Source organism: Micromonospora okii (assembly GCF_020884795.1).
Classification (GTDB): Bacteria; Actinomycetota; Actinomycetes; order Mycobacteriales; family Micromonosporaceae; genus Micromonospora; species Micromonospora okii.
In genome coordinates this window covers 375,791-399,007 of the sequence record NZ_BBZF01000013.1, presented here as the reverse complement: position 1 = coordinate 399,007, position 23,217 = coordinate 375,791, and the positions used below count along the sequence as shown (strand labels likewise).

20 protein-coding genes, 1 tRNA gene, 1 pseudogene and 1 riboswitch are annotated in these 23,217 nt (G+C 72.6%); of the genes and pseudogenes, 14 read left to right on the top strand and 8 right to left on the bottom strand.

The features are described from left to right. The first annotated feature begins 161 nt into the window (after positions 1-161). From LPU43_RS04930 to LPU43_RS04920, 3 genes are all read left to right on the top strand, one after another. Entirely contained in the window at positions 162-1,043 is an 882-nt protein-coding gene (locus tag LPU43_RS04930) for a helix-turn-helix domain-containing protein (RefSeq protein ID WP_229399006.1), read from the top strand. Then, positions 1,013-1,234: a DUF397 domain-containing protein gene (locus LPU43_RS04925; RefSeq protein ID WP_229399005.1), complete on the top strand. Its 222-nt coding sequence runs from the start codon at positions 1,013-1,015 to the stop codon at positions 1,232-1,234. Before LPU43_RS04930 ends, LPU43_RS04925 begins: the two co-directional genes overlap by 31 nt. 207 nt (positions 1,235-1,441) lie before the next feature. Further along, complete coding sequence (locus LPU43_RS04920; RefSeq protein WP_229399004.1) at positions 1,442-1,852, top strand: hypothetical protein; 411 nt, start codon at positions 1,442-1,444, stop codon at positions 1,850-1,852. Positions 1,853-1,876: 24 nt separating this feature from the next. On the opposite strand, the gene LPU43_RS04915 is transcribed toward LPU43_RS04920, so the two are convergent. The 3 genes from LPU43_RS04915 to LPU43_RS04905 all read right to left on the bottom strand — a co-directional run bounded on the left by LPU43_RS04915 (position 1,877) and on the right by LPU43_RS04905 (position 3,967). Continuing rightward, a complete protein-coding gene (locus LPU43_RS04915; protein WP_229399003.1) occupies positions 1,877-2,683 on the bottom strand; it encodes a WecB/TagA/CpsF family glycosyltransferase in 807 nt (268 codons plus the stop codon). Next, a complete protein-coding gene (locus tag LPU43_RS04910) occupies positions 2,680-3,753 on the bottom strand; it encodes an NAD-dependent epimerase/dehydratase family protein (protein ID WP_229399002.1) in 1,074 nt (357 codons plus the stop codon). The genes LPU43_RS04915 and LPU43_RS04910 overlap by 4 nt, the downstream gene beginning before the upstream one ends. Positions 3,754-3,881: 128 nt before the next feature. Further along, positions 3,882-3,967 (bottom strand) — tRNA-Leu (locus tag LPU43_RS04905). Between the two features lie 210 nt (positions 3,968-4,177). On the opposite strand from LPU43_RS04905, the gene LPU43_RS04900 reads away from it, so the two are divergent. Genes LPU43_RS04900 through pknB form a run of 7 tightly spaced genes read left to right on the top strand, consistent with a single transcriptional unit; the run spans position 4,178 to position 13,236 of the window. After that, complete coding sequence (locus tag LPU43_RS04900; RefSeq protein ID WP_229399001.1) at positions 4,178-4,996, top strand: FHA domain-containing protein; 819 nt, start codon at positions 4,178-4,180, stop codon at positions 4,994-4,996. A 6-nt stretch (positions 4,997-5,002) separates the two neighbouring features. Then, positions 5,003-5,491 carry an FHA domain-containing protein FhaB/FipA gene (locus LPU43_RS04895; protein ID WP_229399000.1) on the top strand — a complete coding sequence of 163 codons (489 nt, stop codon included), beginning with the start codon at positions 5,003-5,005 and terminating at the stop codon, positions 5,489-5,491. After that, entirely contained in the window at positions 5,488-6,915 is a 1,428-nt protein-coding gene (locus LPU43_RS04890; protein ID WP_229398999.1) for a PP2C family protein-serine/threonine phosphatase, read from the top strand. Before LPU43_RS04895 ends, LPU43_RS04890 begins: the two co-directional genes overlap by 4 nt. Before the next feature lie 31 nt (positions 6,916-6,946). Further along, entirely contained in the window at positions 6,947-8,443 is a 1,497-nt protein-coding gene (locus tag LPU43_RS04885) for an FtsW/RodA/SpoVE family cell cycle protein (protein WP_229398998.1), read from the top strand. Next, positions 8,440-9,945, top strand: a complete 1,506-nt coding sequence (locus LPU43_RS04880) for a peptidoglycan D,D-transpeptidase FtsI family protein (protein ID WP_229398997.1) — start codon at positions 8,440-8,442, stop codon at positions 9,943-9,945. Before LPU43_RS04885 ends, LPU43_RS04880 begins: the two co-directional genes overlap by 4 nt. A 1-nt stretch (position 9,946) precedes the next feature. Next, positions 9,947-11,422 (top strand): serine/threonine-protein kinase, encoded by a 1,476-nt coding sequence (locus LPU43_RS04875; protein ID WP_229398996.1) that lies wholly within the window; start codon positions 9,947-9,949, stop codon positions 11,420-11,422. Then, positions 11,419-13,236, top strand: a complete 1,818-nt coding sequence (gene pknB, locus LPU43_RS04870) for a Stk1 family PASTA domain-containing Ser/Thr kinase (RefSeq protein ID WP_229398995.1) — start codon at positions 11,419-11,421, stop codon at positions 13,234-13,236. Before LPU43_RS04875 ends, pknB begins: the two co-directional genes overlap by 4 nt. Before the next feature lie 19 nt (positions 13,237-13,255). On the opposite strand, the gene LPU43_RS04865 is transcribed toward pknB, so the two are convergent. From LPU43_RS04865 to LPU43_RS04850, 4 genes are read right to left on the bottom strand one after another with little or no spacing between them, the layout of a single operon-like run. Further along, a complete protein-coding gene (locus tag LPU43_RS04865; RefSeq protein ID WP_229398994.1) occupies positions 13,256-13,906 on the bottom strand; it encodes an aminodeoxychorismate/anthranilate synthase component II in 651 nt (216 codons plus the stop codon). A 4-nt stretch (positions 13,907-13,910) separates the two neighbouring features. Next, positions 13,911-14,189: a hypothetical protein gene (locus LPU43_RS04860; protein WP_229398993.1), complete on the bottom strand. Its 279-nt coding sequence runs from the start codon at positions 14,187-14,189 to the stop codon at positions 13,911-13,913. Between the two features lies 1 nt (position 14,190). After that, entirely contained in the window at positions 14,191-15,249 is a 1,059-nt protein-coding gene (locus LPU43_RS04855; protein WP_229398992.1) for a class E sortase, read from the bottom strand. Beyond that, positions 15,246-16,052, bottom strand: coding sequence for a DUF881 domain-containing protein (locus LPU43_RS04850; protein WP_229398991.1), 807 nt, complete (start codon positions 16,050-16,052; stop codon positions 15,246-15,248). Before LPU43_RS04850 ends, LPU43_RS04855 begins: the two co-directional genes overlap by 4 nt. A gap of 237 nt (positions 16,053-16,289) precedes the next feature. Between LPU43_RS04850 and LPU43_RS04845 the strand changes: the two genes are divergently transcribed. The 3 genes from LPU43_RS04845 to LPU43_RS04835 all read left to right on the top strand — a co-directional run bounded on the left by LPU43_RS04845 (position 16,290) and on the right by LPU43_RS04835 (position 20,435). Then, positions 16,290-16,553, top strand: coding sequence for a cell division protein CrgA (locus tag LPU43_RS04845; RefSeq protein ID WP_229398990.1), 264 nt, complete (start codon positions 16,290-16,292; stop codon positions 16,551-16,553). A 284-nt stretch (positions 16,554-16,837) separates the two neighbouring features. Beyond that, a complete protein-coding gene (locus tag LPU43_RS04840; RefSeq protein WP_229398989.1) occupies positions 16,838-19,036 on the top strand; it encodes a (Fe-S)-binding protein in 2,199 nt (732 codons plus the stop codon). A gap of 382 nt (positions 19,037-19,418) precedes the next feature. Continuing rightward, a complete protein-coding gene (locus LPU43_RS04835) occupies positions 19,419-20,435 on the top strand; it encodes a C40 family peptidase (RefSeq protein WP_229398988.1) in 1,017 nt (338 codons plus the stop codon). 117 nt (positions 20,436-20,552) lie between these two features. On the opposite strand, the gene LPU43_RS04830 is transcribed toward LPU43_RS04835, so the two are convergent. Next, positions 20,553-22,541 carry an N-acetylmuramoyl-L-alanine amidase gene (locus tag LPU43_RS04830; protein ID WP_229398987.1) on the bottom strand — a complete coding sequence of 663 codons (1,989 nt, stop codon included), beginning with the start codon at positions 22,539-22,541 and terminating at the stop codon, positions 20,553-20,555. 208 nt (positions 22,542-22,749) lie between these two features. Beyond that, positions 22,750-22,891: riboswitch (cyclic di-AMP (ydaO/yuaA leader) on the top strand. 12 nt (positions 22,892-22,903) lie between these two features. On the opposite strand from LPU43_RS04830, the pseudogene LPU43_RS04825 reads away from it, so the two are divergent. Next, a pseudogene (locus LPU43_RS04825) lies at positions 22,904-23,217 on the top strand (C40 family peptidase); the annotation flags it as partial.

Below are 23,217 nucleotides of genomic sequence, written 5' to 3'. Positions count from 1 at the left end.
GCGGCCGGTCGACGACCGGCACCACCCCCGCCGCGAACGCTCGCCCGCCGATCGACGGTCGCGCCCCCCGGCTGGCGTCCCACCCCGGCGCGACCGACCGGAGGTAACCGGGTGAGCGCGAACAGCGAGCGACGCGGCCCAGCGGCCCACGGTGGGCTGTCGTGACCGAGCGGCGTGGCCCCACGATCCGGCGTCGGCGGCTCGGAGCGGAACTCCGCCGGCACCGCGACGCCGCCGGCATCACCATCGAGGCGGTGGCCGAGCGGTTGGAGTGCTCCGCGTCGAAGATCTCCCGCATCGAGACCGGGCACACCACCGCCAGCCCCCGCGACGTGCGGGACATGCTGCTGATCTACGGGGTGCCCTGCGGGGACATCGACGAGCTGGTGCAGATCGCCCGCGAGGCCCGGCAGAAGGGCTGGTGGCACCCGTTCAGCACGGTGCTCGCCGGGGCGTACGTCGGCCTGGAACAGGCCGCCAGCTCGATCCGCACGTACGAGCAGCAGGTGGTTCCGGGCCTGCTGGAGACCGAGGAGTACGCCTCGGCGATGATCCGCGCCGCCCGCCCGGACTTCACCGCCGAACAAATTCAGCGCCGGGTCCGTGTCCGACTCAACCGTCAGTCGTTGTTGACCCAGGACGATCCGGTCGATCTGTGGGTGGTGCTCGATGAGGCGGTGCTGAGCCGGCCGGTGGGCGGCGACGCGGTGATGCGTGGTCAGCTCAACCGGCTGGTGGAGGTGGCGCGCTTGCCGAACGTGACGCTCCAGATCCTGCCCTTCTCGGTCGGGGCGCACGCCGGCATGGACGGCCCCTTCACCATCCTCAGCTTTCCTGAGGCGGGTGATCCCGATGTCGTGTACGCGGAGAACGCCACGGGTGGGCTCTTCCTCGAGAAGAGCGACGAACTGCAGAAGTACGACTTCATCTTCGATCACATTCGAGCAGCGGCCACGCGACCGGAGGAATCCATCGCACATATCGCAGAACTGGCAGAGGAGCCGTTGTGGAAATGGCGACCAAGGGGTTCCATGGGGACCTGACGCAGGCGACGTGGTTCAAGAGCTCGAAGAGCGGGCCGAACTGTGACAACTGCGTCGAGGTGGCGTACGTGACCGACGCGGTCGGGGTACGGGACTCGAAGGACAAGAGCGGGCCCAACCTGACCTTCACGCCGGTGGACTGGCACGCCTTCGTCGCCGGGGCCAGGAACGGCATGTTCGCCCGGGACTGATCGGCACAGGCACACGACGGGCGTGGCCCTCCTCCGGCAGCGTGGCCGGCGGGCCGCGCCCGTCGCGTTCCCGCTGACCGCGCCCCCGCTCCGGCCACGGATCGGGGGCGCACCCGTCGCCACCGCCGCCCCGGTTCGTTGAACCCCTCGTTACGGCGCTGGTCACCACCGCCGCACGGACGGCAACCGAGCGAGGCAGGCGAGACGATGACGACGATCGGGTCAGAGAACCTCACCAACGGTCCGGGTAAGCCGGAGCGCTTCGGTGGCAAGTACCGCGGCGCCCGGCGGGACACCGTCCTGACCGAGGTGGTCGCCAACGACGAGATCGGCGTTCGGGAGGGCGCGTCGCCGGCCCTCGAACAGGCCGGCGCGCCGCTGTCGCTGCCGTCGCTGGACCCGAACCCGCTCACCGAGCCGTCGTTCCCGCCGTCCGGCTGGCCGGCGGGGCCGGCCGCCACCGAGTCGCTGGTCGACCACCCGCTGCTGCGCGGCCTGCTGCTGGAGCTGCCGCCCAGGGGCAGCGTGCCGCCCCCCGGCTGGCTGGACCGCTGGTTCGAGGCGACCCGGGCGATCCTGGAGCTGCTGTACGTGCAGGGGGCGGGCCGCTCGCGCTGAGCCCGGTGCGCCGCCCCGGTCGGGTCAGACGGCGAAGGTGGCGGGGCGCTCGGTCGCCGGGGCGGGCGGCTTCGCCTTCCACAGGCCGGTCTTCTGCGCGGCGAGCCGGGCCAGGTAGGCCGGGTTGAGGATCACGTACCGACGCCAGAGCCGCTTCGGCTCCAGGCCGAGCCGCCAGAACCACTCCAGGCCGGCCCGCTGCATCCACGGCGGCGGGTTGCGCAGCAGCCCCGCGTGGTAGTCGAAGGCCGCCCCGACGGCCATCAGCGGCATGTCCAGCAGGGGCCGCATCGCGTACGTGAAGACCTCCTGGCGCGGGCAACCCAGCCCGACCAGGACGAGCCGGGCCCCGCTGGCCCGGATGCGGTCGGCGATCCGGACGTCCTCGCCCGGCTGCACGGCGCGGAACTTCGACGCCTCGACCCCGGCGATCTTCAGCGCCGGGAACATCCGCTCCAGCGCCGGGATCAGCCGCGTGAGGGTCTCCTCCGTCGAGCCGTAGAGGTAGACCGGCAGGCCCTCCTCGGCGAACCGGCGCAGCACCTCCAGGGTGAGCTGCGGGCCGTAGACCCGGTCGGCGAGGCCGGCGTGGTGCAGCAGGTTCAGCGCCCAGCGCACCGGCTGCCCGTCGGGGGTGACCACGTCGAAAGAGTTGAGCCGGGCGTTGTGCGCGGGGTCGAGCACCCCGGTCATCACGCCGTGCACGGCCAGCGCGGTGAGCGCCAGCGGCCGGCGCTCGCGGCCCGCCGCCACCACCCGCTCGGTCGCGGTGGCGTAGTCGGTGGCGTCGACCAGGACGCCGAGGACGTTGCGCTTGCTGCCGTCGGTCATGCGCCCGGGACCCACTTGTCGACGTTGGCCTCGTAGATCTCCCGCATGATCATCGGTACGTCGTAGACCTGCTTCCAGTCCGGGTAGTCGGCCTGGAACGCCTCGTTCGAGCCGATCCACCACTTGTGGTCGCCGATCCGGTTCGCCTCGACGTACTCGGTGACCATCTCCTGGCCGGTGATCTGCTCGGCCAGGGCGAACGCCTCACGGTTGGAGGTGTTGGAGTGCCGGCCGCCGCCCAGGTTGTAGACGGCCGCCGAGCGCGGGGCGCGGAAGAACGCCTCGAACGCCGAGACGACGTCCGAGCTGTGGATCGCGTCCCGGACCTGCTTGCCCTGGTACCCGAAGATCTTGTACGTCCGGCGTTCCATGTTCGCCCGCATGACGTACCCGAGGAAGCCGTGCAGCTCGGTGGCGGAGTGCGCCGGGCCGGTCAGCGTGCCGCCCCGGAAGCAGGCGGTGCGCATGCCGAAGTAGCGGCCGTACTCCTGCACCATCACGTCGGCGGCGACCTTCGACGCGCCGAAGACCGAGTGCAGGCAGGCGTCGATCGACATGTCCTCGCGGATGCCCTGCTCGTACGGGTGCCCCGGCTCGATCTCCCAGCGGGTCTCCAGCTCGACCAGGGGCAGGCTGTTGGGGCGGTCGCCGTACACCTTGTTGGTGGAGCAGTGGATGACCGGCGCCTCGATGCAGTGCTCGCGCACGTTCTGGAGCACGTTGAGGGTGCCGCCGGCGTTGACGTCGAAGTCGGTGTACGGGTCCCGCACCGCCCAGTCGTGCGACGGCTGCGCGGCGGTGTGGATCACCACGGCGATGTCGCGGCCGTACCGGGCGAAGAGCCCGCCCAGCGAGTCGCGGTCCCGGATGTCGATGCTGTGGTGCGAGTACGCCCCGCCCAGCTCCTCGGACAGCCGCCGGACGTTCCACGCGGTCGACGCCTCGGCGCCGAAGAACTCCTGCCGCATGTCGTTGTCGATGCCGACGACGTCGAGACCGAGGCCGGCGAAGTGCCGGACCGCCTCGGAACCGATCAGGCCGCCCGACCCGGTCACCAACGCGACACTCACACGCCACTCCTGGTCCATCGGAGGCAGGGAAACGATCGGAGCATAGCGTGACGTCCGGCACCGACCGGACGCCACGGGAGCCTCGGAAAACGAATCGAGGGCCCCGCGTCGTCGCGGAGCCCTCGCTCTGGTGGGGAAGGGGGGAGTTGAACCCCCACGCCCTTTCGGGCACACGGACCTGAACCGTGCGCGTCTGCCATTCCGCCACTTCCCCGTGGCCTCGACCCGGATCACTCTAGCCTGCCCCGGTCCCGCTGTCTCCAGCGGGCTCGGCACATCCTACGGTGCGCCTGGCCTGCGCCGCGACCGGTTTACCGCCCGCGGCGGACGAAACTGTAGCACGGTCGGACGGGCCCTTCCGAGACGGCCTTCGCCGAGCGGCCGAGCGGCGTGTGAGCTGCGAGCGCGCCGGCCGGATACCATCATGTCCTCGGGACCCGAGGAGGAGCCGGTGAGCGTGCTGCAACGCTTCGAGAAGCGTCTGGAAGGCCTGGTGGAGGGAGCCTTCGCCAAGGTCTTCAAAGGGGTGGTACACCCCGTGGAGATCCTCAACGCCATGCAGCGGGAGGCCGAGGCGCACAAGGCGATCCTGGCCGGTGGGCGCACGCTCGTGCCCAACCGCTACGTGATCGATCTCTCGCCCTACGACCACAGCCGTCTGGCGCCGTACGCCGCCGCGCTGGCCCAGGAGCTGGCCCAGTCGCAGGCGGAGTTCATCGGCGAGCAGGCCTGGACGGTCTACGGCGACGTGATCGTCGAGATCGAGCGGGGCGAGGGCCTCGACACCGGGATGTTCCGGGTCACCGCCGAGGTCTACACCGGCGGTGACGTGGCCCCGGTCTCCGCGCCCGGCTACGACCAGGGCGGATACGACCAGGGCGGCTACGACCAGGGCCCGCCGGCGTACCCGGCGTACGACCAGGGCGGCGGCTACGGCCCACCCCCGGGGCACGGCGGCGGGCGCAACGTCCGGCTGGTCTCCGGTGACGGCCGCACCTACCCGCTCCAGATGGGCTCGACCGTGATCGGCCGGGGCGACCAGGCCAACCTGCGGCTGCCCGACGTCGGGATCTCCCGGCGACACGCCCGGCTGGACTTCGACGGCGGCCAGGTCGTGCTGACCGACCTCGGCTCGACCAACGGCACGATGGTCAACGGCCAGCGGGTCTCCGCCGTCGCCCTCAACCCGGGCGACATGATCCAGCTCGGCACCACCACCCTGACCTTCCGCGTGGACGGCTGATCCGCCTTGCCGGAACTCGTCATCACCGTCGCCCGGTTCGGGTTCCTCATCCTTCTGTGGATCTTCGTGTTCACGGTGGTCGGCGTCATCCGCCGGGACCTGTTCGCCGGGGCCCGGTCGGGCCGGCTGGTGGCCGCGCCGCGCACGGTGGGGGCCGCGACCGGGCAGCCGGCGCCCAAGCCGGCGAAGGCGAAGCGGGGCAGGGCCGCGCACCAGTTGGTGGTGACCGCCGGCCAGCTCGCCGGCACCCGGATCACCCTGGGCGAGGCTCAGATCACCATCGGGCGGGCCGAGGATTCGACGCTGGTCATCACCGACGACTACGCCTCGGCGCGACACGCCCGGCTCGTGCCGCGCGACGGGCAGTGGTTCGTGGAGGACCTCGGATCGACTAACGGCACCTACCTGGATCGCGCTAAGGTCACCGGACCGACCCCCGTTCCCCTCGGCGTGCCGATCCGCATCGGCCGCACCTCTCTCGAATTACGGCCATGACTCTGACCCTGCGCTATGCGGCCCACAGCGACCGCGGTCTGATCCGAGACGGTAACCAGGACTCCGTCTACGCCGGGCCGCGGCTTCTCGCCGTCGCCGACGGCATGGGCGGCATGGCCGCCGGTGACGTCGCCAGCAACATCGTCATCGGTGCCATGGAGCCGCTCGACCAGGACGTCCCCGGTGACGCCCTCGTCGACGCGCTGCGCTCGGCCGTGGGCACCGCCAACCAGCAGCTCCGCGACACCGTGGACGCCAACCCGCAACTGGAGGGGATGGGCACCACGCTGACCGCGACCCTCTTCTCCGGCACCAAGCTGGGCATGGTCCACATCGGCGACTCGCGGGCCTATCTCCTGCGCAACGGCGAGTTCGCGCAGATCACCAAGGACGACACGTACGTCCAGATGCTCGTCGACGAGGGCCGGATCAGCGCCGAGGAGGCGAGCAGCCACCCCCAACGCTCGCTGCTCACCCGGGCGCTGGACGGCCGCGACATCGACCCGGAGTACAGCGTCCGCCAGGTACGCCCCGGCGACCGCTACCTGATCTGCAGCGACGGTCTCTCCGGGGTGGTCAGCGCCGAGACCATCGCCGACACCATGCGCGAGTACGCCGACCCGCAGCAGTGCGTCGAGCGGCTCGTCCAGCTCGCGCTGCGCGGTGGCGGCCCGGACAACATCACGGTGATCATCGCCGACGCCACCGACCAGGACATCGTCGAGGCGAGCCCCATCGTCGGCGGCGCCGCCGCCCGGGACCGGGGCATGGCCACCTCTGCCGACGTCTCCACCCCCGCCGCGCGCGCCTCGGCGCTCTCCGCGCCCCGGCCGCCCGCGCCCGAGGAACCGGCCGACGACGAGGGCGACGAGCGCCCGAAGCGCCGCCCGTTGCGGACCCTGGCGACGCTGGCCGGCCTGCTGGTCATCCTCGGCGGCGCGCTCTTCGGCGGGTGGAGCTACACCCAGCGGCAGTACTACGTCGGGGCCACCGACGACGGCCGGGTGGCCGTCTTCCGGGGCGTCGAGGGGCAGATCGCCGGCCTGGACCTCTCGGCGGTGCACTCCACCAGCCCGGCCGAGCTGGACGACCTGACCCTGGCCGCGCAGGAGCAGGTCAAGCAGGGCATCCCGGCCAAGGACGAGCCCGACGCCGAGCGCCGCCTCGCCGAGCTGACCAGCGACGACCCGCTCAACCCGAACCTCAAGCCGATCTGCCAGCCGACCCCGACGCCGAGCCCCACCCCGGGCGCGGTGTCCCCGTCGGCCTCGAAGACGCCGGCCAGCCCCCGTCCGAGCGGCAAGGCGTCCAGCAGCGGCCGACCCGCCGCCACACCGACCACCGAGCCGACCGTCACACCCGACGTGCTTCCCACCGACACCGTGCCGCCGGTCGACCCGGCCGGGTGCCGGTCGGCCGAGTGAGCGTCGGGGCGAGAGAACCGAGGACATCGTCGTGACCGCAGCGGCCGCACCGGCAGCCTCGCCCGCCACGACGGGCGAGCAGCCCGGCGTGCGCCTGGCCCGGTCCCGGCGCAACGCCGAACTGTCGCTGCTGCTGCTGGCCCTGGTGCTGGTCGCCGCGTACGGCGCGACGGTGGAGGCGACCGTGCTCGACACGGTCACCGCGGACTTCTGGATGCCGACCGCCGTGCTGGCGGCGCTCTTCCTCGCCATGCACGTCGCCGTCCGGTTCCTGGCACCGTTCGCCGATCCCGCGCTGCTGCCCGCGGTGGCGCTGCTCAACGGGATCGGCGTCGGGTTCCTGCGCCGGCTCGACCTGGCCAAGGCCGACCCCGGCGACCGGGAGACGCTGGCGATCTTCGCCGGCAACGGCGGGCGTCAGCTCGCCTGGACGCTCGCGTCGGTGGCCCTCGCCGCCGGGCTGCTGGCGCTGATGCGGGACCACCGCTCGGTGTCCCGGTACGCGTACACCCTGGGCCTGGCCGGCATCGTGCTGGTGATGATCCCGGCGGTGCTCCCCGCGAGGTACTCGGAGATCTACGGCGCGAAGCTCTGGATCATCATCCCCGGGCTGGGGCAGATTCAGCCCGGTGAGTTCGCCAAGCTCGCGCTGCTCGCCTTCTTCGCCTACTACCTGGTGCGCAAGCGCGAGGTGCTCTCCCTGGCCAGCCACCGGTTCCTCGGCATCGACTTCCCGCGCGGACGGGACCTGGGGCCCGTGCTCGCGGTCTGGGCGCTGAGCGTGCTGGTGCTCGTCTTCGAGAAGGACCTGGGCACCTCGCTGCTCTACTTCGGCATGTTCGTGGTGACGCTCTACATCGCCACCGAACGGGTGAGCTGGCTGCTCATCGGCCTGATCCTGTTCTTCGGCGGCGCCTACCTCGCGTACGTGCTCGGGGGCGTCATCGGCGGGCCGTTCGCCAACTTCCACCTGCGCGCCGAGATCTGGCTGGACCCGTTCGCCGATCCCTACCAGGACGGCTACCAGCTCGTCCAGGGCCTGCTGGCGCTGGGCAGCGGCGGCCTGTTCGGGGCCGGGCCGGGCGGCGGCGAGCCGCTGGAGATCCCCGAGGTGCAGAACGACTTCATCTTCGCCGGCATCGGCGAGGAGATCGGCCTGTTCGGGCTCTCCGCCCTGCTGGTGGTCTACCTGCTGATCGTGGAGCGGGGGCTGCGCGCCGCGCTGGCCGTCCGGGACTCGTTCGGCAAGCTGCTCGCCGGGGGTCTCGCCTTCACCCTCGGCCTCCAGGTCTTCGTGATCGTCGGCGGCATCAGCAAGCTCATCCCGCTGACCGGCCAGACCACCCCGTTCCTCTCCGCCGGTGGCTCGTCGCTGATGGCGAACTGGCTGCTCATCATCGTGCTGATGCGCGTCTCCGACGCCGCGCGCCGGCCGATGACCGGGGGGCCCGGCGGCACGGCGGCCCGGCCCGGAGGCGGCCCGCCCGAGCAACTGCACGGTGCCCCCACGGAGGTGATCCGGCCGTGAACGCACCCCTTCGCCGCGTCGGCGTGGTCGCCATGGTCCTGTTCGGGTTGCTCTTCGCCAACCTGAACTGGATCCAGGCGTACAAGGCCGACGAGTACCGCAACAGCGACTACAACGGCCGGGTCCAGGTGGCCGAGTACGAGCGCCGGCGCGGCAACATCGAGGCCGGTGGCACCGCCCTGGCCACCAGCAAGGAGACCAGCGGCAAGCTGCGGTACCTGCGCACCTACCCGGGCGGGCAGAAGTACGCGCACGTGCTCGGCTACAAGCCGGTCAACCTCGGCGACACCGGCATCGAGCGGGTCGAGAACGACTTCCTGGCCGGCACCAGCGACGCGCTGATCGCCAACCGGATCAAGGACATGTTCACCGGCGACGAGACCGGCGGCGGCAACGTCCTGCTCACGCTCTCCAAGCGGGCCCAGGACGCCGCGTACAACGGGCTGGCCGACAACCGGGTCGGGGCGAAGAGGGGCGCGGCCATCGCGATCGACCCGCGCACCGGCGCGGTGCAGGCGCTGGTCTCGATGCCGAGCTTCGACCCGAACCCGCTGGCCAGTCACGACAGCGAAGAGGCGACGGCCGCGTTCAACAAGCTGGAGAACGCGCCGGGCGGCCCGCTGAAGAACCGGGCCCTGTCGGAGGTGCTGCCCCCGGGCTCCACCTTCAAGATCGTGGTCGCCGCCGCCGCGCTGGAGAACGGCGTCGGCAAGGACACCTCGATCCCGGCGGGGCCGAGCTGGACGCCGCCGACCTCGGGTGCCCCGATCCGCAACGCCGCCCCGGGAATCTGCCCCGAGCCCGAGGTCACCCTCATCAACGCGGTCACCGAGTCCTGCAACACCGGCTTCGCCCAGCTCGGCGTCAAGCTCGGGGCCGACAAGGTGAAGGAGAAGGCCCGCCAGTTCGGCTTCGAGCAGGACGACCTCACCGTCGGCCAGCTCGGCGAGGGCGGGCTGCCGACGGCGCCCAGCCGCACCGGGTCGATGGAGGCGCCCGACGGCGCCACCGACCCGGCCGCCTTGGCGCAGTCCTCCATCGGGCAGCGCGACGTGAAGATGACCCCGCTCCAGGGGGCGTTGATCGCCGGGGCGATCGCCAACGGCGGCAGCCAGATGCGCCCCCACCTGGTCCGGCAGCTGCTCGCACCCGACCGCACCACCAGCTACTACACGGCGAAGCCGAACAAGCTGCGCCAGCCGGTCAGCGGGCAGGTCGCGTCGGACCTGCGCGACATGATGGTCAGCGTGGTGAAGAACGGCACCGGCCGCAACGCGAACTTCGACGGCTACCAGGTCGGCGGCAAGACCGGCACCGCGGACGTCAGCCCCGGCACCCCGCCGCACGGCTGGTTCATCGGCTTCGCGCTCGACAAGAACGGCACCCCGGTCTCCGCGGTCTGTGTGGTGCTGGAGGAGGCGGGCGACGGGGGCAGCGGCGAGGCGGCGAGGATCGCCGGCAAGATCATGCAGGCGGCCGCCGCCGATTCGGGGGGCCGCTGACATGCTCAGCCCCGGCGTCCAGCTCGGCAACCGCTACCGCCTGGACGAGCGGATCGCGAGTGGCGGCATGGGTGACGTGTGGCGCGGCACCGACCAGGTGCTGGGCCGTACGGTCGCGGTGAAGAGCCTGCTCCCGGCGCTGCTGGACGAGCCGGGCTTCGCCGAGCGGTTCCGGGGCGAGGCCCGCACCATGGCGACCATCAACCACCCCGGCGTGGTTGACATCTATGACTTCGGCAGCGACCAGCAGGTCGCCTTCCTGGTCATGGAGTACGTCGAGGGCGACGCCCTCTCCTCGGCGCTGAGCCGGGTCGGCCGGCTCACCCCCGCCCGCACCATGGCGCTGCTCGCCCAGGCCGCCGACGCCCTGCACGCGGCGCACTGCAAGGGCATCGTGCACCGCGACGTGAAGCCCGGCAACCTGCTCGTCCGGCCCAACGGCACGCTCGTGCTCACCGACTTCGGCATTGCCCGCTCCGACCTGGTCGGGCAGCTCACCGCCGCCGGCTCGGTGCTCGGCACCGCGTCGTACATCTCGCCGGAGCAGGCCACCGGGGCGGTCGCCACGCCCGCCTCCGACGTGTACGCCCTCGGCGTGGTCGCGTACCAGTGCCTCGCCGGCCGACGCCCGTTCGAGGGCGACAACCCGCTCGAAATCGCCATGAAGCACGTCCGGGACGCTCCCCGCCCCCTGCCGGCGGACATCCCGCCGCAGGTCCGGGCGATCGTCGAGCGGGCGATGGCCAAGGACCCGGCCGCGCGCTGGCCCAGCGCCGCCGCCCTGGCCGGGGTGGCCCGGCAGGCGAAGCTCTCGCTCGGGCAGCAGTCGCGCGGCGGCGGCCACCTCGGCCAGGTCTCGGCCGCGCCGGCGTCCCCGCCGACCCGGCAGGCCCGTGCCCAGGTGCCGCTCGCGTCGCGGCAGCCGCCCCGCCCGCCAGCGGCGGCACAGCGGCCGGTCCCGACGTCCGCCCCGCCGCAGCCCCCACCGCCGGTCAGCCCCGCGGTGGCCGCGCCCCGGCCGCCGGCCGCCCCGCCGCAGCCCGCCCCCCGCCCTCCGATGACGGCAGCCCCGCCGCAGCCCGCGCCCCGCCCTCCGGCGACGGCCGCGCCGGCCTACCCGCGCGCCGCTGCGGCCGTGCCGTCGGCTCCGGTCCGCCACCCCGGCCCGGTCGGGTACGCGCGCCAGCCCACCCTGCCCCCGCCCCCGCCCCAGTCCCCCGGGTCCAGGCCGGGGGCGGTGCTGGTGATCGTGCTGCTGGCCGCGCTGGTCCTGCTCTGCTCCGGCGTGATTTCCTACAACGTGCGGAAGAACTCGGCGGCCGGTGACCCCGGCGCCTCCGGCCCCCGGGCCGTGGCCTCCGGCGCGCTGCGGGGCTGCTGGGGCGACGATTCGTCCCGGACGCCGTACCGTCGGGTGGAACGGCTCCTGCCGGGCGGCGGCGAGACGACGACGAGCGAAGGACGACAGACGCGATGACAGCGCAGGCCCGCCTGCTCGGTGGCAGGTACCAGGTCGGCGAGCTGCTCGGCTACGGCGGCATGGCCGAGGTGCACCGCGGCCGCGACCTCCGGCTCGGTCGGGACGTCGCGATCAAGATGCTCCGGGCCGACCTGGCCCGCGACGCGACGTTCCAGATGCGGTTCCGCCGGGAGGCGCAGAACGCCGCCTCGCTCAACCACCCGGCCATCGTCGCGGTCTACGACACCGGCGAGGAGACCGGGCCGACCGGCGAGACGCTGCCGTTCATCGTGATGGAGTTCGTCAACGGGCGGACGCTCAAGGAGGTGCTGGGCGTCGAGGGGCGTCTCCAGCCGCGCCGGGCGCTGGAGATCTGCGCCGACATGTGCGCCGCGCTGGAGTTCAGCCACCGGCACGGCATCATCCACCGGGACATCAAGCCCGGCAACGTGATGCTCACCCAGACCGGCCAGGTCAAGGTGATGGACTTCGGCATCGCCCGGGCCCTGGCCTCCGGCGCCACCACGATGACCCAGACCAGCGCGGTCATCGGCACGGCGCAGTATCTCTCCCCCGAGCAGGCGCGCGGCGAGGCCGTCGACGCCCGCTCCGACGTGTACGCGGCCGGCTGCGTGCTGTTCGAGCTGGTCTGCGGGCACCCGCCGTTCGTCGGGGACAGCCCGGTCAGCGTGGCCTACCAGCATGTCCGGGAGGCCCCGCCGACCCCGAGCGACATCAACCCGGACGTCAACCCCGCCGTCGACGCGATCGTGCTCAAGGCGCTGTCGAAGAACCCGCTGAACCGCTACCAGAGCGCCGGCGAGATGCGGGCGGACCTGCTCCGGGCCGCCGCCGGCCGGCCTGTGCTGGCCACCCCGCTGATGCGCGAGGCCGAGACCACGCCGATGGCGACCGCCGCCTCCGGGTACCCGACCCAGGTCGTCGGTGGCGCGACCACCCCGCAGCAGCCGCCGGCCCGGGTCGGCGACCCGCGCCAGCGCAAGGCGTCCTCCTGGGTGATCGCCGTCTTCGCCGCGCTCGGCGTGCTCGCGGTGATCGCGCTGGTCGCCGCCATCCTGATGAACCAGAGCGGCCCGGACAAGGTCGCCGTGCCCGACCTGGCCAACCAGACCCAGGAGGCGGCGACGGCAGCGATCGAGAAGGCCGGCCTGGTCCCCACGGTCGGCGACCCGGTCTTCAACAGCACCTGCAAGAAGGGCACGGTCGCCCAGCAGGACCCGCCGCCGAGCACCCAGAGCGAGAAGGGCCGGGGGGTCACCATCCAGCTCTGCGGCGGCAAGCCGGAGGTGACGATTCCGAACGGGCTGGTCGGCTCCCAGTTCAAGAACGTCGAACAGCAGCTCCAGGGCCTCAACCTGAAGGTGGACAAGGAGGAGGTCTCCAGCCCCCAGCCCGAGGGCGTCGTCACGAACGTCGACCCGGACTCGGGCACCAAGGTCGCCGAGCAGACCAAGGTGACGGTGAAGGTCTCCAGGGGCAACGTCCGGCAGGTGCCGAACGTCATCGGCTCGTCGGCGAACGACGCGAAGCGGGAGCTGGAGCAGGCCGGCTACGTGGTGCGGATCGTCGACGGTGACGAGGTGCCCGCCGACCAGGCCGGCAAGGTGTCCGGCCAGAACCCCCGCGGCGGCACCCAGTTGGAGCGGGGCAAGCGGGTGACCATCGAGGTCGACGTCCCCGAGCCCACCCCGGACCCGACCGACTCGGCCGAACCGTCGTCCCCGAGCCCCACCACCACGCCGACCGCGCCCGGAGGCGGTGGCGGGTTGCCGCTCTTCCCGACCCCTCCGGCCCGGGAGTCCGAGCGCTGACCGGTACGACCTGCGCCCGTCACGCCGTGGCGAAGGCGGCGCGGCGGCGGGCGTCGACCTCGGCGGCCAGCTCCGGCGCGCGCTCCAGCGCCTCCGGGTGGCCGCAGCTCGCCAACCAGTTGGCCAGCACGAGGTGCCCGCCCTCGGTGAGCACCGACTCCGGGTGGAACTGGACGCCCTCGACCGGCAGCGTCCGGTGCCGCATGGCCATCACCACGCCCGAGCCCGTCCAGCCGGTGGCCTCCAGCTCGTCGGGAAGCGTCTCGGGCAGCACGGCGAGGGAGTGGTAGCGGGTCGCGGTGAACGGGTCCGGCAGCCCGGCCAGCACGCCCACCGAGTGGTGCCGCACCTCGGAGGTCTTGCCGTGCAGCAGCTCCGGCGCGCGCGCCACGGTGGCCCCGAACGCCTCGCCGATCGCCTGGTGGCCGAGGCAGACGCCGAAGATGGGCAGCTCGCCCGCGTACCGTCGGATGACGTCGAGGCAGACGCCCGCCCGGTCCGGGCTGCCCGGCCCCGGGGAGAGCAGGACGCCGGCCGCGCCGACCCGCCCCACCTCCGCGACGTCGATCTCGTCGTTGCGCCGGACCTCGCAGTCGACGCCGAGCTGGCCGAGGTACTGCACCAGGTTGAAGACGAACGAGTCGTAGTTGTCGATCACCAGGACGCGCATCGGCTCACCTGTCGGGGGTGGGGGGCGGGGAGTTGTTCTGTTCGGTGTCGTACGGCAGGTCGTGCTCGTCGCCCGCGGGGGCGTCCGGGGCGCCGCTGCCGGGCTCGCCGCCCGGCACGCCGGAGTCCTGGGTGACCTGCACGTCGTCGAAGGGGAGCAGCGGCTCCGCCCAGGGGAAGACCACGTACCAGAGCAGGGCGACCGCCGCGCTGGCGAGCAGCAGCGAGCCGACCAGCTTGCCGGGCAGCCCGAGCGGCAGCCTGCGCCAGATCCAGCCGTACACGTCAGCCTCCCAGCTCCGCCGGGCGGCCCGCCGACTTGGGCTGCGCGCGCTCCAGCTCGGCGTGCACGATCAGCCGCTGGTAGTTGTCGAACTTCGGGTTGCAGGTGGTGAGGGTCAGCAGCTTCCGCTTCGGCTTCGCGCCCGGCTGCATCGGCACCGGCGCGACGACCTCGACCTGGTTCGGCCGGACGATCCGCGTCTTGTCGACCCGGTAGACGTACCACTCGGTCCTGCCCTCGACGACGATGACGTCGCCGTCGGTCAGCTCGTCCAGCCGCCAGAAGGTGGCCCGGTTGCGGTGGCCGGCGATGGAGAAGTTGCCCACCTCGCCGGGCATGGCGCTGTCCGGGTAGTGGCCGGGGGCGTACCGGATGTCCTCCTGGCCGACCCCCTCGACGACGATCCAGTTCTTGTCGAGCCGGGGGATGTGGAGCCCGGCGATGGGCTTGCCCCGCACGGGCGGCTTCGGCGTCGCGGCGGCACGGGCGCTGGGGGCCACCGTGCGGTCGCCGGTCGGGCCCCACTCGCGGGCGAGCTGGTTGCTGAGGTCGTCCCGGTGGGCGTCGACGATGGCCGACTTGCCCCACACCTCGTAACCGGCGAAGAGGAGCACCACCAGGCCGAGGGTGATCAGCACCTCGCCGGTGAACCGGACCCCGGCGCGCAGCCGGGCCCCGAACGACGGCCGGGTCAGCTCGGAGTAGACGCTGCGGTAGCCCTCGGCGGTCTGCTCGGGCCGGAGCTGCACCACCCGCTCGCCGCGGCGCGGCCGGGGCGGTTCGCCCGGCTCGGCGTCGGTGGGCGCGCCCGTCTGCGGCGTGCGGGGCACCGCGCCCATCAGCGCGGTCGAGTCGAGGGCGGGATCGTGGGCGGGCGGACGGCCGTGCCCTGCGGGGACCAGTGCGGGGGCGGCCGGGTCCGGGGCCGGCCAGGGGCCGGTGGGGCCGGGTGGCCGGGGCGCCGCCGGGGTGGAACGGTCGAGCCGGGGGAGGAAGGCGGTGGGGTCCTCGCCCCGGCCACGGTGCCCGCCGTCCGTGTGGTCGTCGGGCGGCCGGTTCATCTCGGCACCGTCGCGGAGCGCAGGGCTGTGGAGTCCTCGAAGGCCGGCACGGTGACCGTCGAGACGGTCTCGCGGTAGCCGAGCTGGTAGTCGTCGACCGCGCCCTTGAACATCTTGACCCCCTCGGAAGCGGCGAGGGCCTGCTGGAGCGCAGCGGGGTCGCCGATTGCAACGATCTTGAACGGAGGGGAGTACACCCGACCGTGCAGCAGCAGGGTGTTACCCACGCAGCGTACCGCGCTGGTGGCGAGGACGCGGACGTTCATGATTGACATGGCCTCCGCGCCGCCGGCCCAGAGCGCGTTCACCACGGCCTGGACGTCCTGCTGGTGGACGACCAGGTCGTCGTTGGTGGCCCCGTCGGGCATCCCCTGGTCGGGCCGGCCGGGGGCGTCGTTGAGCTCGACGGTGACCCCGCTGCCGGTGAGCGCGGTGAACCCGGCGGACTGCCGGCTGCCGGCGGCGCGGTCCTGCTGCTCCTTGATCGGCCCGTCGGAGTGGGCGAGGGCGGCGGTCTCGTCCTCGACCTCGTCCCGTAGCTGGGCGGCCCGGCGCTCGCTCGCCGCGACCTGCTCCCGGCGGTCCTCGATGAGCTGGGTGAGCTGGGGGCGGCGGTCCTCCCGCAGGGCGGTGCCCCCGGCGGTGGTGGCGGTCGTGGTGAAGAGCAGCCCGGCCGCCGCGGCGATCAGCGGCACCCCGATCGACCAGCCCCGCCGCCGCTGCCGCCGACGCCGGGGCAGGAGGGCGACGACCGCCCGCCGGAGGGCCTTCTGCCAGGAGGTCGCGCCGGACGTGTACTCCACCGAGCGTTCCTTCCGCCTCGTCTGGTCGTCTGGGGTCGGCCCGCGAGGGCGCGAGCCGGGGCGAGGACCGGAACAGTCCCGCCTTTTTCGGTCACTGGGCGCATCGGCCTGACCCCATTCATGGCTTGAACGGGTCTTCCGGACTACGCTAGCTGTCGAACATTATTGGCCATGGACCGTCGCCCCCGCGCCCGGTTGTCAGGCCGGACGAGGTCGTCACCCCCTCTGGAGAGCGTCGTGCCCAAGTCTCAGGTCCGTAAGAAGAAGGTGTACACCCCGCCGACGGACGTGCGTCCGACGGCGACGGCGGCGACGCGCAAGCCCAGCCCGGTCTGGCTGCCCGTCACGGCGGTCGCGCTGATCGTCGCCGGCATCGCCTGGCTGGTCGTGTACTACCTGTCCGAGCAGGAGTACCCGGTCATGGCGTGGGGTTACTGGAACCTCGCGGTGGGCTTCGGCGCGATGGTCGCCTCCCTGGTCCTGCTCTCCCGCTGGCGCTGACCGCGCGCCCCGCGTCGGGGCGCGCCGCGTCACCCCGCCGAGCCCCTGCCCGGCGCTTCGGCGCCGGGCATCCTAAGGTGTCGGCAGGGCGGCGTGGCCCGTGCGAGAAGACTCACGTTACCGATGGGTAACCTTGCGCGTAGGCTGCACTGCATGACCGAGCGGAGCGAGGTCATCGACCGGTCCGGTCGGGGTGCGGTGACGGCGGAGCGCCGGGCCCGCCCCTGAGCCGACCCCCGGTCGCCGAGCCGCTCGACCAGGCAGCAGACCGGGAGGCCAACTCGATGGGCAGCGTCCAGATCGTCACCACGATCCTCGCAGCCGCCATCACCGCCGTGGCGGTGTGGCTTGCGGTGCGCGCGGTCATGAAGATGGTGGCAGTCGTCCGGCTCGGGCAACCCGCCCCGGAGCGGTTCGCCGACAAGGGCGCCCGCACGAAGAAGATGCTGGTGGAGACCGCAGGTCACACCCGGATGTTCAAGTGGGGCGTGGTCGGCGCGGCGCACTGGTTCGTGATGGTGGCGTTCGTCGTGCTGTCGCTGCTGGTGCTCGAGGCGTACTTCGAGGTGGTCAGCACCACCGCCGGACTGCCGGTCATCGGGCACTGGACGGTCTTCGGCCTGGCCACCGAGTGGATCGGCATCCTGGGCCTGGTCGGCATCGTGGTGCTCATGGCGATCCGGCTGCGCAACCGGCCGACCCGGCCCGGCGGGAAGTCCCGGTTCACCGGCTCGACCATGTGGCAGGGCTACTTCGTCGAGTGGGTCGTGCTGCTGGTCCTGATCTTCGGCTTCCTGATCCGGGGCTTCAAGGTCGCCACCGACCACTTCGAGTACCCGGCCTGGGCCACCCCGCTCAGCCACGCGGTCGGCAACGCCCTGCCGGCCTGGGAGGCCGGCGTCAGCGTGGCCGCCCTCATCAAGATCACCATCTCGATGACCTGGCTCATCGTGATCTCGCTGAACGTCACCATGGGCGTCGCCTGGCACCGCTTCCTGGCGTTCCCGAACATCTTCTTCAAGCGCGACCCGGCGAAGCCGGCCGGCTCGGGCCTCGGCCCGCTGCGGCCGATGACCAGCGAGGGGAAGCCGCTGGACTTCGAGGAGGCCGACCCCGAGAAAGATCAGTTCGGTGTCGCCCAGGTCGAGCAGTTCACCTGGAAGGGCCTGCTGGACTTCAGCACCTGCACCGAGTGCGGCCGCTGCCAGTCGCAGTGCCCGGCCTGGAACACCGGCAAGCCGCTGTCGCCGAAGCTGCTCGTGCTGAGCCTGCGCGACCACGCGTACGCCAAGGCGCCGTACCTGCTGGCCGGCGGCGGCAAGGACCTGACCGGCGAGGAGAAGGCCACCGCCGCCCAGCTCGCCCACGTCGACGTGCTGGCGCTCGCCGAGGCCGAGAAGCCGCTGATCGGCACCGCCGAGGAAGGCGGCGTCATCGACCCGGACGTGCTCTGGTCCTGCACCACCTGCGGGGCCTGCGTCGAGCAGTGCCCCGTCGACATCGAGCACGTCGACCACATCGTCGACATGCGCCGCTACCAGGTGCTCATCGAGTCGAGCTTCCCGTCCGAGGCCGGCGTGATGCTGCGCAACCTGGAGAACAAGGGCAACCCGTGGGGCGCGCCGCAGAACACCCGCGAGGACTGGACCAAGGGCCTCGGCTTCGAGGTGCCCCGCGTCGGCGAGGTGGAGGACTTCGAGTACCTCTTCTGGGTCGGCTGCGCCGGCGCGTTCGAGGACCGGGCCAAGAAGACCACCCGGGCGGTCGCCACGCTGCTCAACGAGGCGGGCGTGAAGTTCGCGATCCTCGGCGAGGGCGAGACCTGCTCGGGCGACCCGGCCCGCCGGATCGGCAACGAGTTCGTCTTCCAGATGCTCGCCCAGCAGAACGTGGAGACCCTGAACGAGGCGTTCGAGGGCCGGGAGAAGAGCAAGCGCAAGATCGTCGCCACCTGCCCGCACTGCTTCAACACCCTGGGCAACGAGTACGGGCAGCTCGGCGGCGAGTTCGAGGTGGTGCACCACACCCAGCTCCTGGCCCACCTGGTCAGCACCGGCAAGCTCACCCCGGTGCAGCCCGTCGACGGCGGCGTCACCTACCACGACCCCTGCTACCTGGGCCGGCACAACCGGGTCTTCACCCCGCCGCGCGAGGTCCTCGGCTCCTCGATCGAGGGCGAGGTCACCGAGATGCCGCGCAACAGCGAGCGCTCCTTCTGCTGCGGCGCCGGCGGCGCCCGGATGTGGATGGAGGAGAAGATCGGCAAGCGGATCAACGTGGACCGGGTCGAGGAGGCCATGTCCACCGGGGCGAAGACCATCGCGGTCGGCTGCCCGTTCTGCTCGACGATGCTCAGCGACGGCGTGAACGGCAAGGGGGCCGGCGAGCAGGTCGAGGTGATCGACGTGGCCAGCGTGCTGCTCCGCTCGGTCAAGCCGGAGCCGGCGTCGGGCGAGAAGCAGCCGGCCCCGGCCGCCGGCTGACCGCCACCCACCGTCCGCCGACGCGGCGTCGCCCCGACGAGGGTGACGCCGCGTCGCCGTCTTCCGGTACGGCGTGGTGCCGTCTTCCCGGTGCCGTGCCGTTGCTCAGCCGAGCGGCGCGGCGGCGCGCGGCGGGTGGACGGACGACCGCTCTCCGACGCCGTCCCGACAGCCGTCGACGGCCGATCGGCGCGAGGGTGTCGGCCGGACGGATGACTCCGCGCAACGCCTGGTGCATCGGTGTCTGTCAGGGTGTGACGGTGGGTCGGCCCGCCTTGATTCCGTGCCTTCGCTTCCCTAATGTGGGGCGCTGACCGCTGTGGGTCGTCTGCCTCGATCTTCCCTCTCGCGAGGCGCCCGGCGGTCGGTTGCGAAGGAGTCGGTGCCGGTGGCAACCACGCCCCCTCATCGCCATGCCCCGGAACGGTCGCCCGCCCGCCCACGCGGTGCCCGCCGGTTCGTACACCGCCTGCTCACCCTGGCGGCGGCGGTCGCCGTGGGCGCCGGGATGCTGACCGCGCCCGCGTACGCGGAGCCGTCGGTCGACGAGATCGAGGCGCAGATCGACAAGCAGTGGGAGCGGCTCGAACCCACCATCGAGCAGCACAACAAGGTGCGCGCCCAGCTCAAGACAAACAAGAAGAAGTCGGAAGAACTCCAGAAGAAGATCGAGCCGCTGTCGCTGGAGACGGAGCTGGCGATGAACCGGGTCGGCGACCTCGCCTCCCGGTACTACATCTCCGGCCCGCCGCAGGACCTCGGCGCGCTGCTGGTCAGCACCAAGCCGGGCACCCTCGCCGAGCAGCTCACCATCCTGGACCGGCTGGCCGCGCAGGAGCGCAAGCAGGTCGAGGGCGTGCTCGAGGTCCGGGCCCGGTACGACCGCGAGAAGCAGAAGCTCGACACGCTGATCGCCACCCAGGAGAAGCAGACCAAGGAGCTGGCGGAGAAGAAGAAGGAGATCAACTCCGAGATCAAGCGGCTCCAGGCGTCGATACCGAAGACCGTGGTGTCCAGCCCGGGCTGCCCGACGATCACCGGCGTGGTCAGCGCGGCGGCGCGCACGGCCATCAGGACCGCCTGCGCCCAGGTCGGCGACCCGTACGTCTGGGGCGCCACCGGTCCGAACGCGTTCGACTGCTCCGGCCTGACCCAGTTCGCCTACCGGGCGGCCGGGATCTCGCTGACCCACTTCACCGGCGCGCAGTGGAACGAGGGCCGGGCCATCCCGCGCTCCGAGGCCCGCCCCGGCGACCTGGTGTTCTTCTTCAGCGACCTGCACCACGTCGGCCTCTACCTGGGCAAGGACATGATGGTCCACGCGCCCCGGGCCGGCAAGCCGGTCCAGGTGGCGAGCATCAACCACATGCCGATCGCCGGCTTCCGCCGACCCGGCTGACGCTCGGCACAGCCCCGAGCGCCCCGGCGCGGCCCCCGCGAAGGCCGCCCGGACGCGGCGCACGACGAAGGCCCCCGGTCTCACCGACCGGGGGCCTTCGTGGTGCGGGGGCGACCGTCAGCGGGGCGCGCCCACCGGCGACGGCCGCAGGTCGACGTCGGCGCGGTCGACGTACATGATCCGGTGACCGAACTGGATCTGCACGTACTGCTTCTCGCCCCGGATCACCGTCCAGTCACCGGGCGCGGAGCCGTCAAACGTGGTGGCCCGGTAGTACTCGCCGGGCAGGACGCCGCCGACGGCGTACCGCTGGCCGGCGGAGAGGGTGTACTGCAACGGCGAGATCGGCTGGTACGGCACGCCGGCCGGGTAGGCGGCCTCCTCCGGGTACGCCCGCCCGTACACCGGGATCGTCGCCTTCCCGGCCTTCGGGGTGGCCACCAGGCCGTTCGTCCACGCCGCCGTGGGCGCGGAGGCGGGGTTGTGGAACCACGCCTTCTGCCCGAGGTACCAGATCGCCGTCCAGTCGCCCTCGCGGCCCGCCAGCGCGTACGTCTGGCCGGACGAGGCGCGGGCCCCGTGGTCGGAGATGTGCATCGTGGCAGGCGAGCCGTCGGGCCGCAGCGCGACGTCGTTGACCAGCGGCGCGTCGGCGCGCGGCGCGCTGCGCAGCACCACGGACGAGGAGCCGCGCGGGGTGCAGGGCACGCCCGCCGTCACGCAGCCGGTGAACGCGGGCTGGTTGGCGGCGAAGTCCGGGTCGATGCGGACCAGGCCGGTGCGCGGGCTGCCGGTGCTCCGCTCGGGCGCGCCCAGCAGGTCGAAGTAGTGCGACCAGTCCCAGTACGGCCCCGGGTCCCAGTGCATGCCCTTCACGGTGGAGGCGACGGTGCCGGGCACGTTGTCGTGGCCGATGATGTGCTGCCGGTCCAGCGGGACGTCGTACCGCTGCGCCAGGTAGCGGACGAGCTTCGCCGAGGTGCGGTACATCTTCTCGGTGTACCAGGTGCCCTGGGCGGCGAAGCCCTCGTGCTCCAGGCCGATGCTCTTGGAGTTGACGTACCAGTTGCCGGCGTGCCAGGCGACGTCCTTGGTCTTGACGTGCTGGGCGATGTGCCCGTCGGACGAGCGCAGCGTGTAGTGCCAGCTCACGTACGTTGGGTCCTGCACCATCTTGAGGGTGCCGTCGTAGCCGCCCTCGGTGTCGTGGATGAGGATGTACTCGACCTTCTGCCGCTTCGGCCGGTCGGACAGGTCGTGGTTGCCGTAGTCGCCGGGGTCGGCACCGAGCGACTGGTAGGGGGCGGGAATCCACTCGCAGGAGATGCCCGTCGGGCACTCGACGCCGTCGGGCCGCTGCGGCGGGCGCAGGCCCAGCCGGTCCAGCCAGGACCGCTGCGGGGTCACCGCGCGGGCGGCGAGGGTGACCCGCTGCCCGTCGTCGGTCACCCGGCTCTCGCCCTTGGCGATGGTGCCGAAGACCTCGTCGGCGAAGGCCGCCGCCGCGTCGGCGCTGTCCGCGCCGGCGTACCGGGCCACCGCGCCGTACCAGGCCGCGGGGTCGGTGTGGGCGCCGACGGGGGCGCCGATCCGCTTCTGGTACGACGCGAGCAGCGCCGCCCCGCCGCGGATGTTCGTGGGCGCGTCGGCGCGCAGGGCGGCCTCGTCGGCGCCGGTGAGGGTGGCGGCGGCGTCGAGGGTGCGCAGGGACTCCGCGTCCGGGCCGTCCTCGGCCGGCGGCTGGGCGGCGGGGGTGCGGGCGGGGCGGGAGTCGTCCCCGCGCGGGTCCTCGTCGCCGGAGTCGTGGTGCGTGCCGGTGGGCAGGCTCGCCACGTACGCGGCGTCGGTGAGGTGCATCGGCCCGTAGCCCCCGCTGGTGCTGGGGGTGCCGGCGTTGGTGTCCCAGCGGGACTGGAGGTAGGAGACGCCGAGCAGCACGCTCTCGGGCACGCCGTACTCGGCGGCGGCGTCCGCGTACTGCTGCTGGCGGTCGGGGGGCGTCTCGGCCGCTGCCGGGGCGGCGGTGAGGGGCGTCAGCGCCGTGGCGGCGGCCACGGCGGCGCCGAGCAGGACGCGCCTGCTCGGCGACACGGTGGAGCGGGGCATCGAACCTCCTGGTAGGTGCGGATGTGGCCACCCTCCCGCCGCCGTCCGGCCCACGTCAATACTTTTCCATTGGTTATAGGTAGGCGAAGAAAATTTCCGGGGTGGATTCGTGCGGCGTGGCGCGGCCCGGCGGGTTGCGAATCGATAACGGTCGTCTCTACCCTGGTCAATCGTCGACCGCTAGCTGCACCGCCAGCCGGGCGGTGACGGTCCGACACCGCCGAGTCGCCTTCCCGGGGCGAGCCGGGGACCCAGGTACGCCGGGGTGAATCCGCAGCACCCGCCGCGGTAGGGCGCTCCCTTCCCGCCCGAACCCGTCAGCTAACCCGGTAGGCGGAGAGGAAGAAGGAGAACCGAGCCCGGTGGCACACCCTGCCCCGCGGCATCCGGCACGCCCGTCGGCCCCGGCCGACCGGACGCCGGCCGCGCCGCGCCCACGCCGGTCACGCCTCACCGCCGCCGTCGTCGCCCTGGCCGGCACCGCCGTCGTCCTGACCGGCGCGCCGACCGTGGCCCACGCCGACCCCACGGTCGCCGAGATCGAGCGGCAGCTCGACGAGGACTGGAACACGCTCGAACCGCTCATCGAGCGGCACAACGCCACCCGTCAGGACCTCGCCGCCAAGCGCCGGCAGGCCGACGCGCTCGCCCAGCGGATCGGGTCGCTGCAACGCCG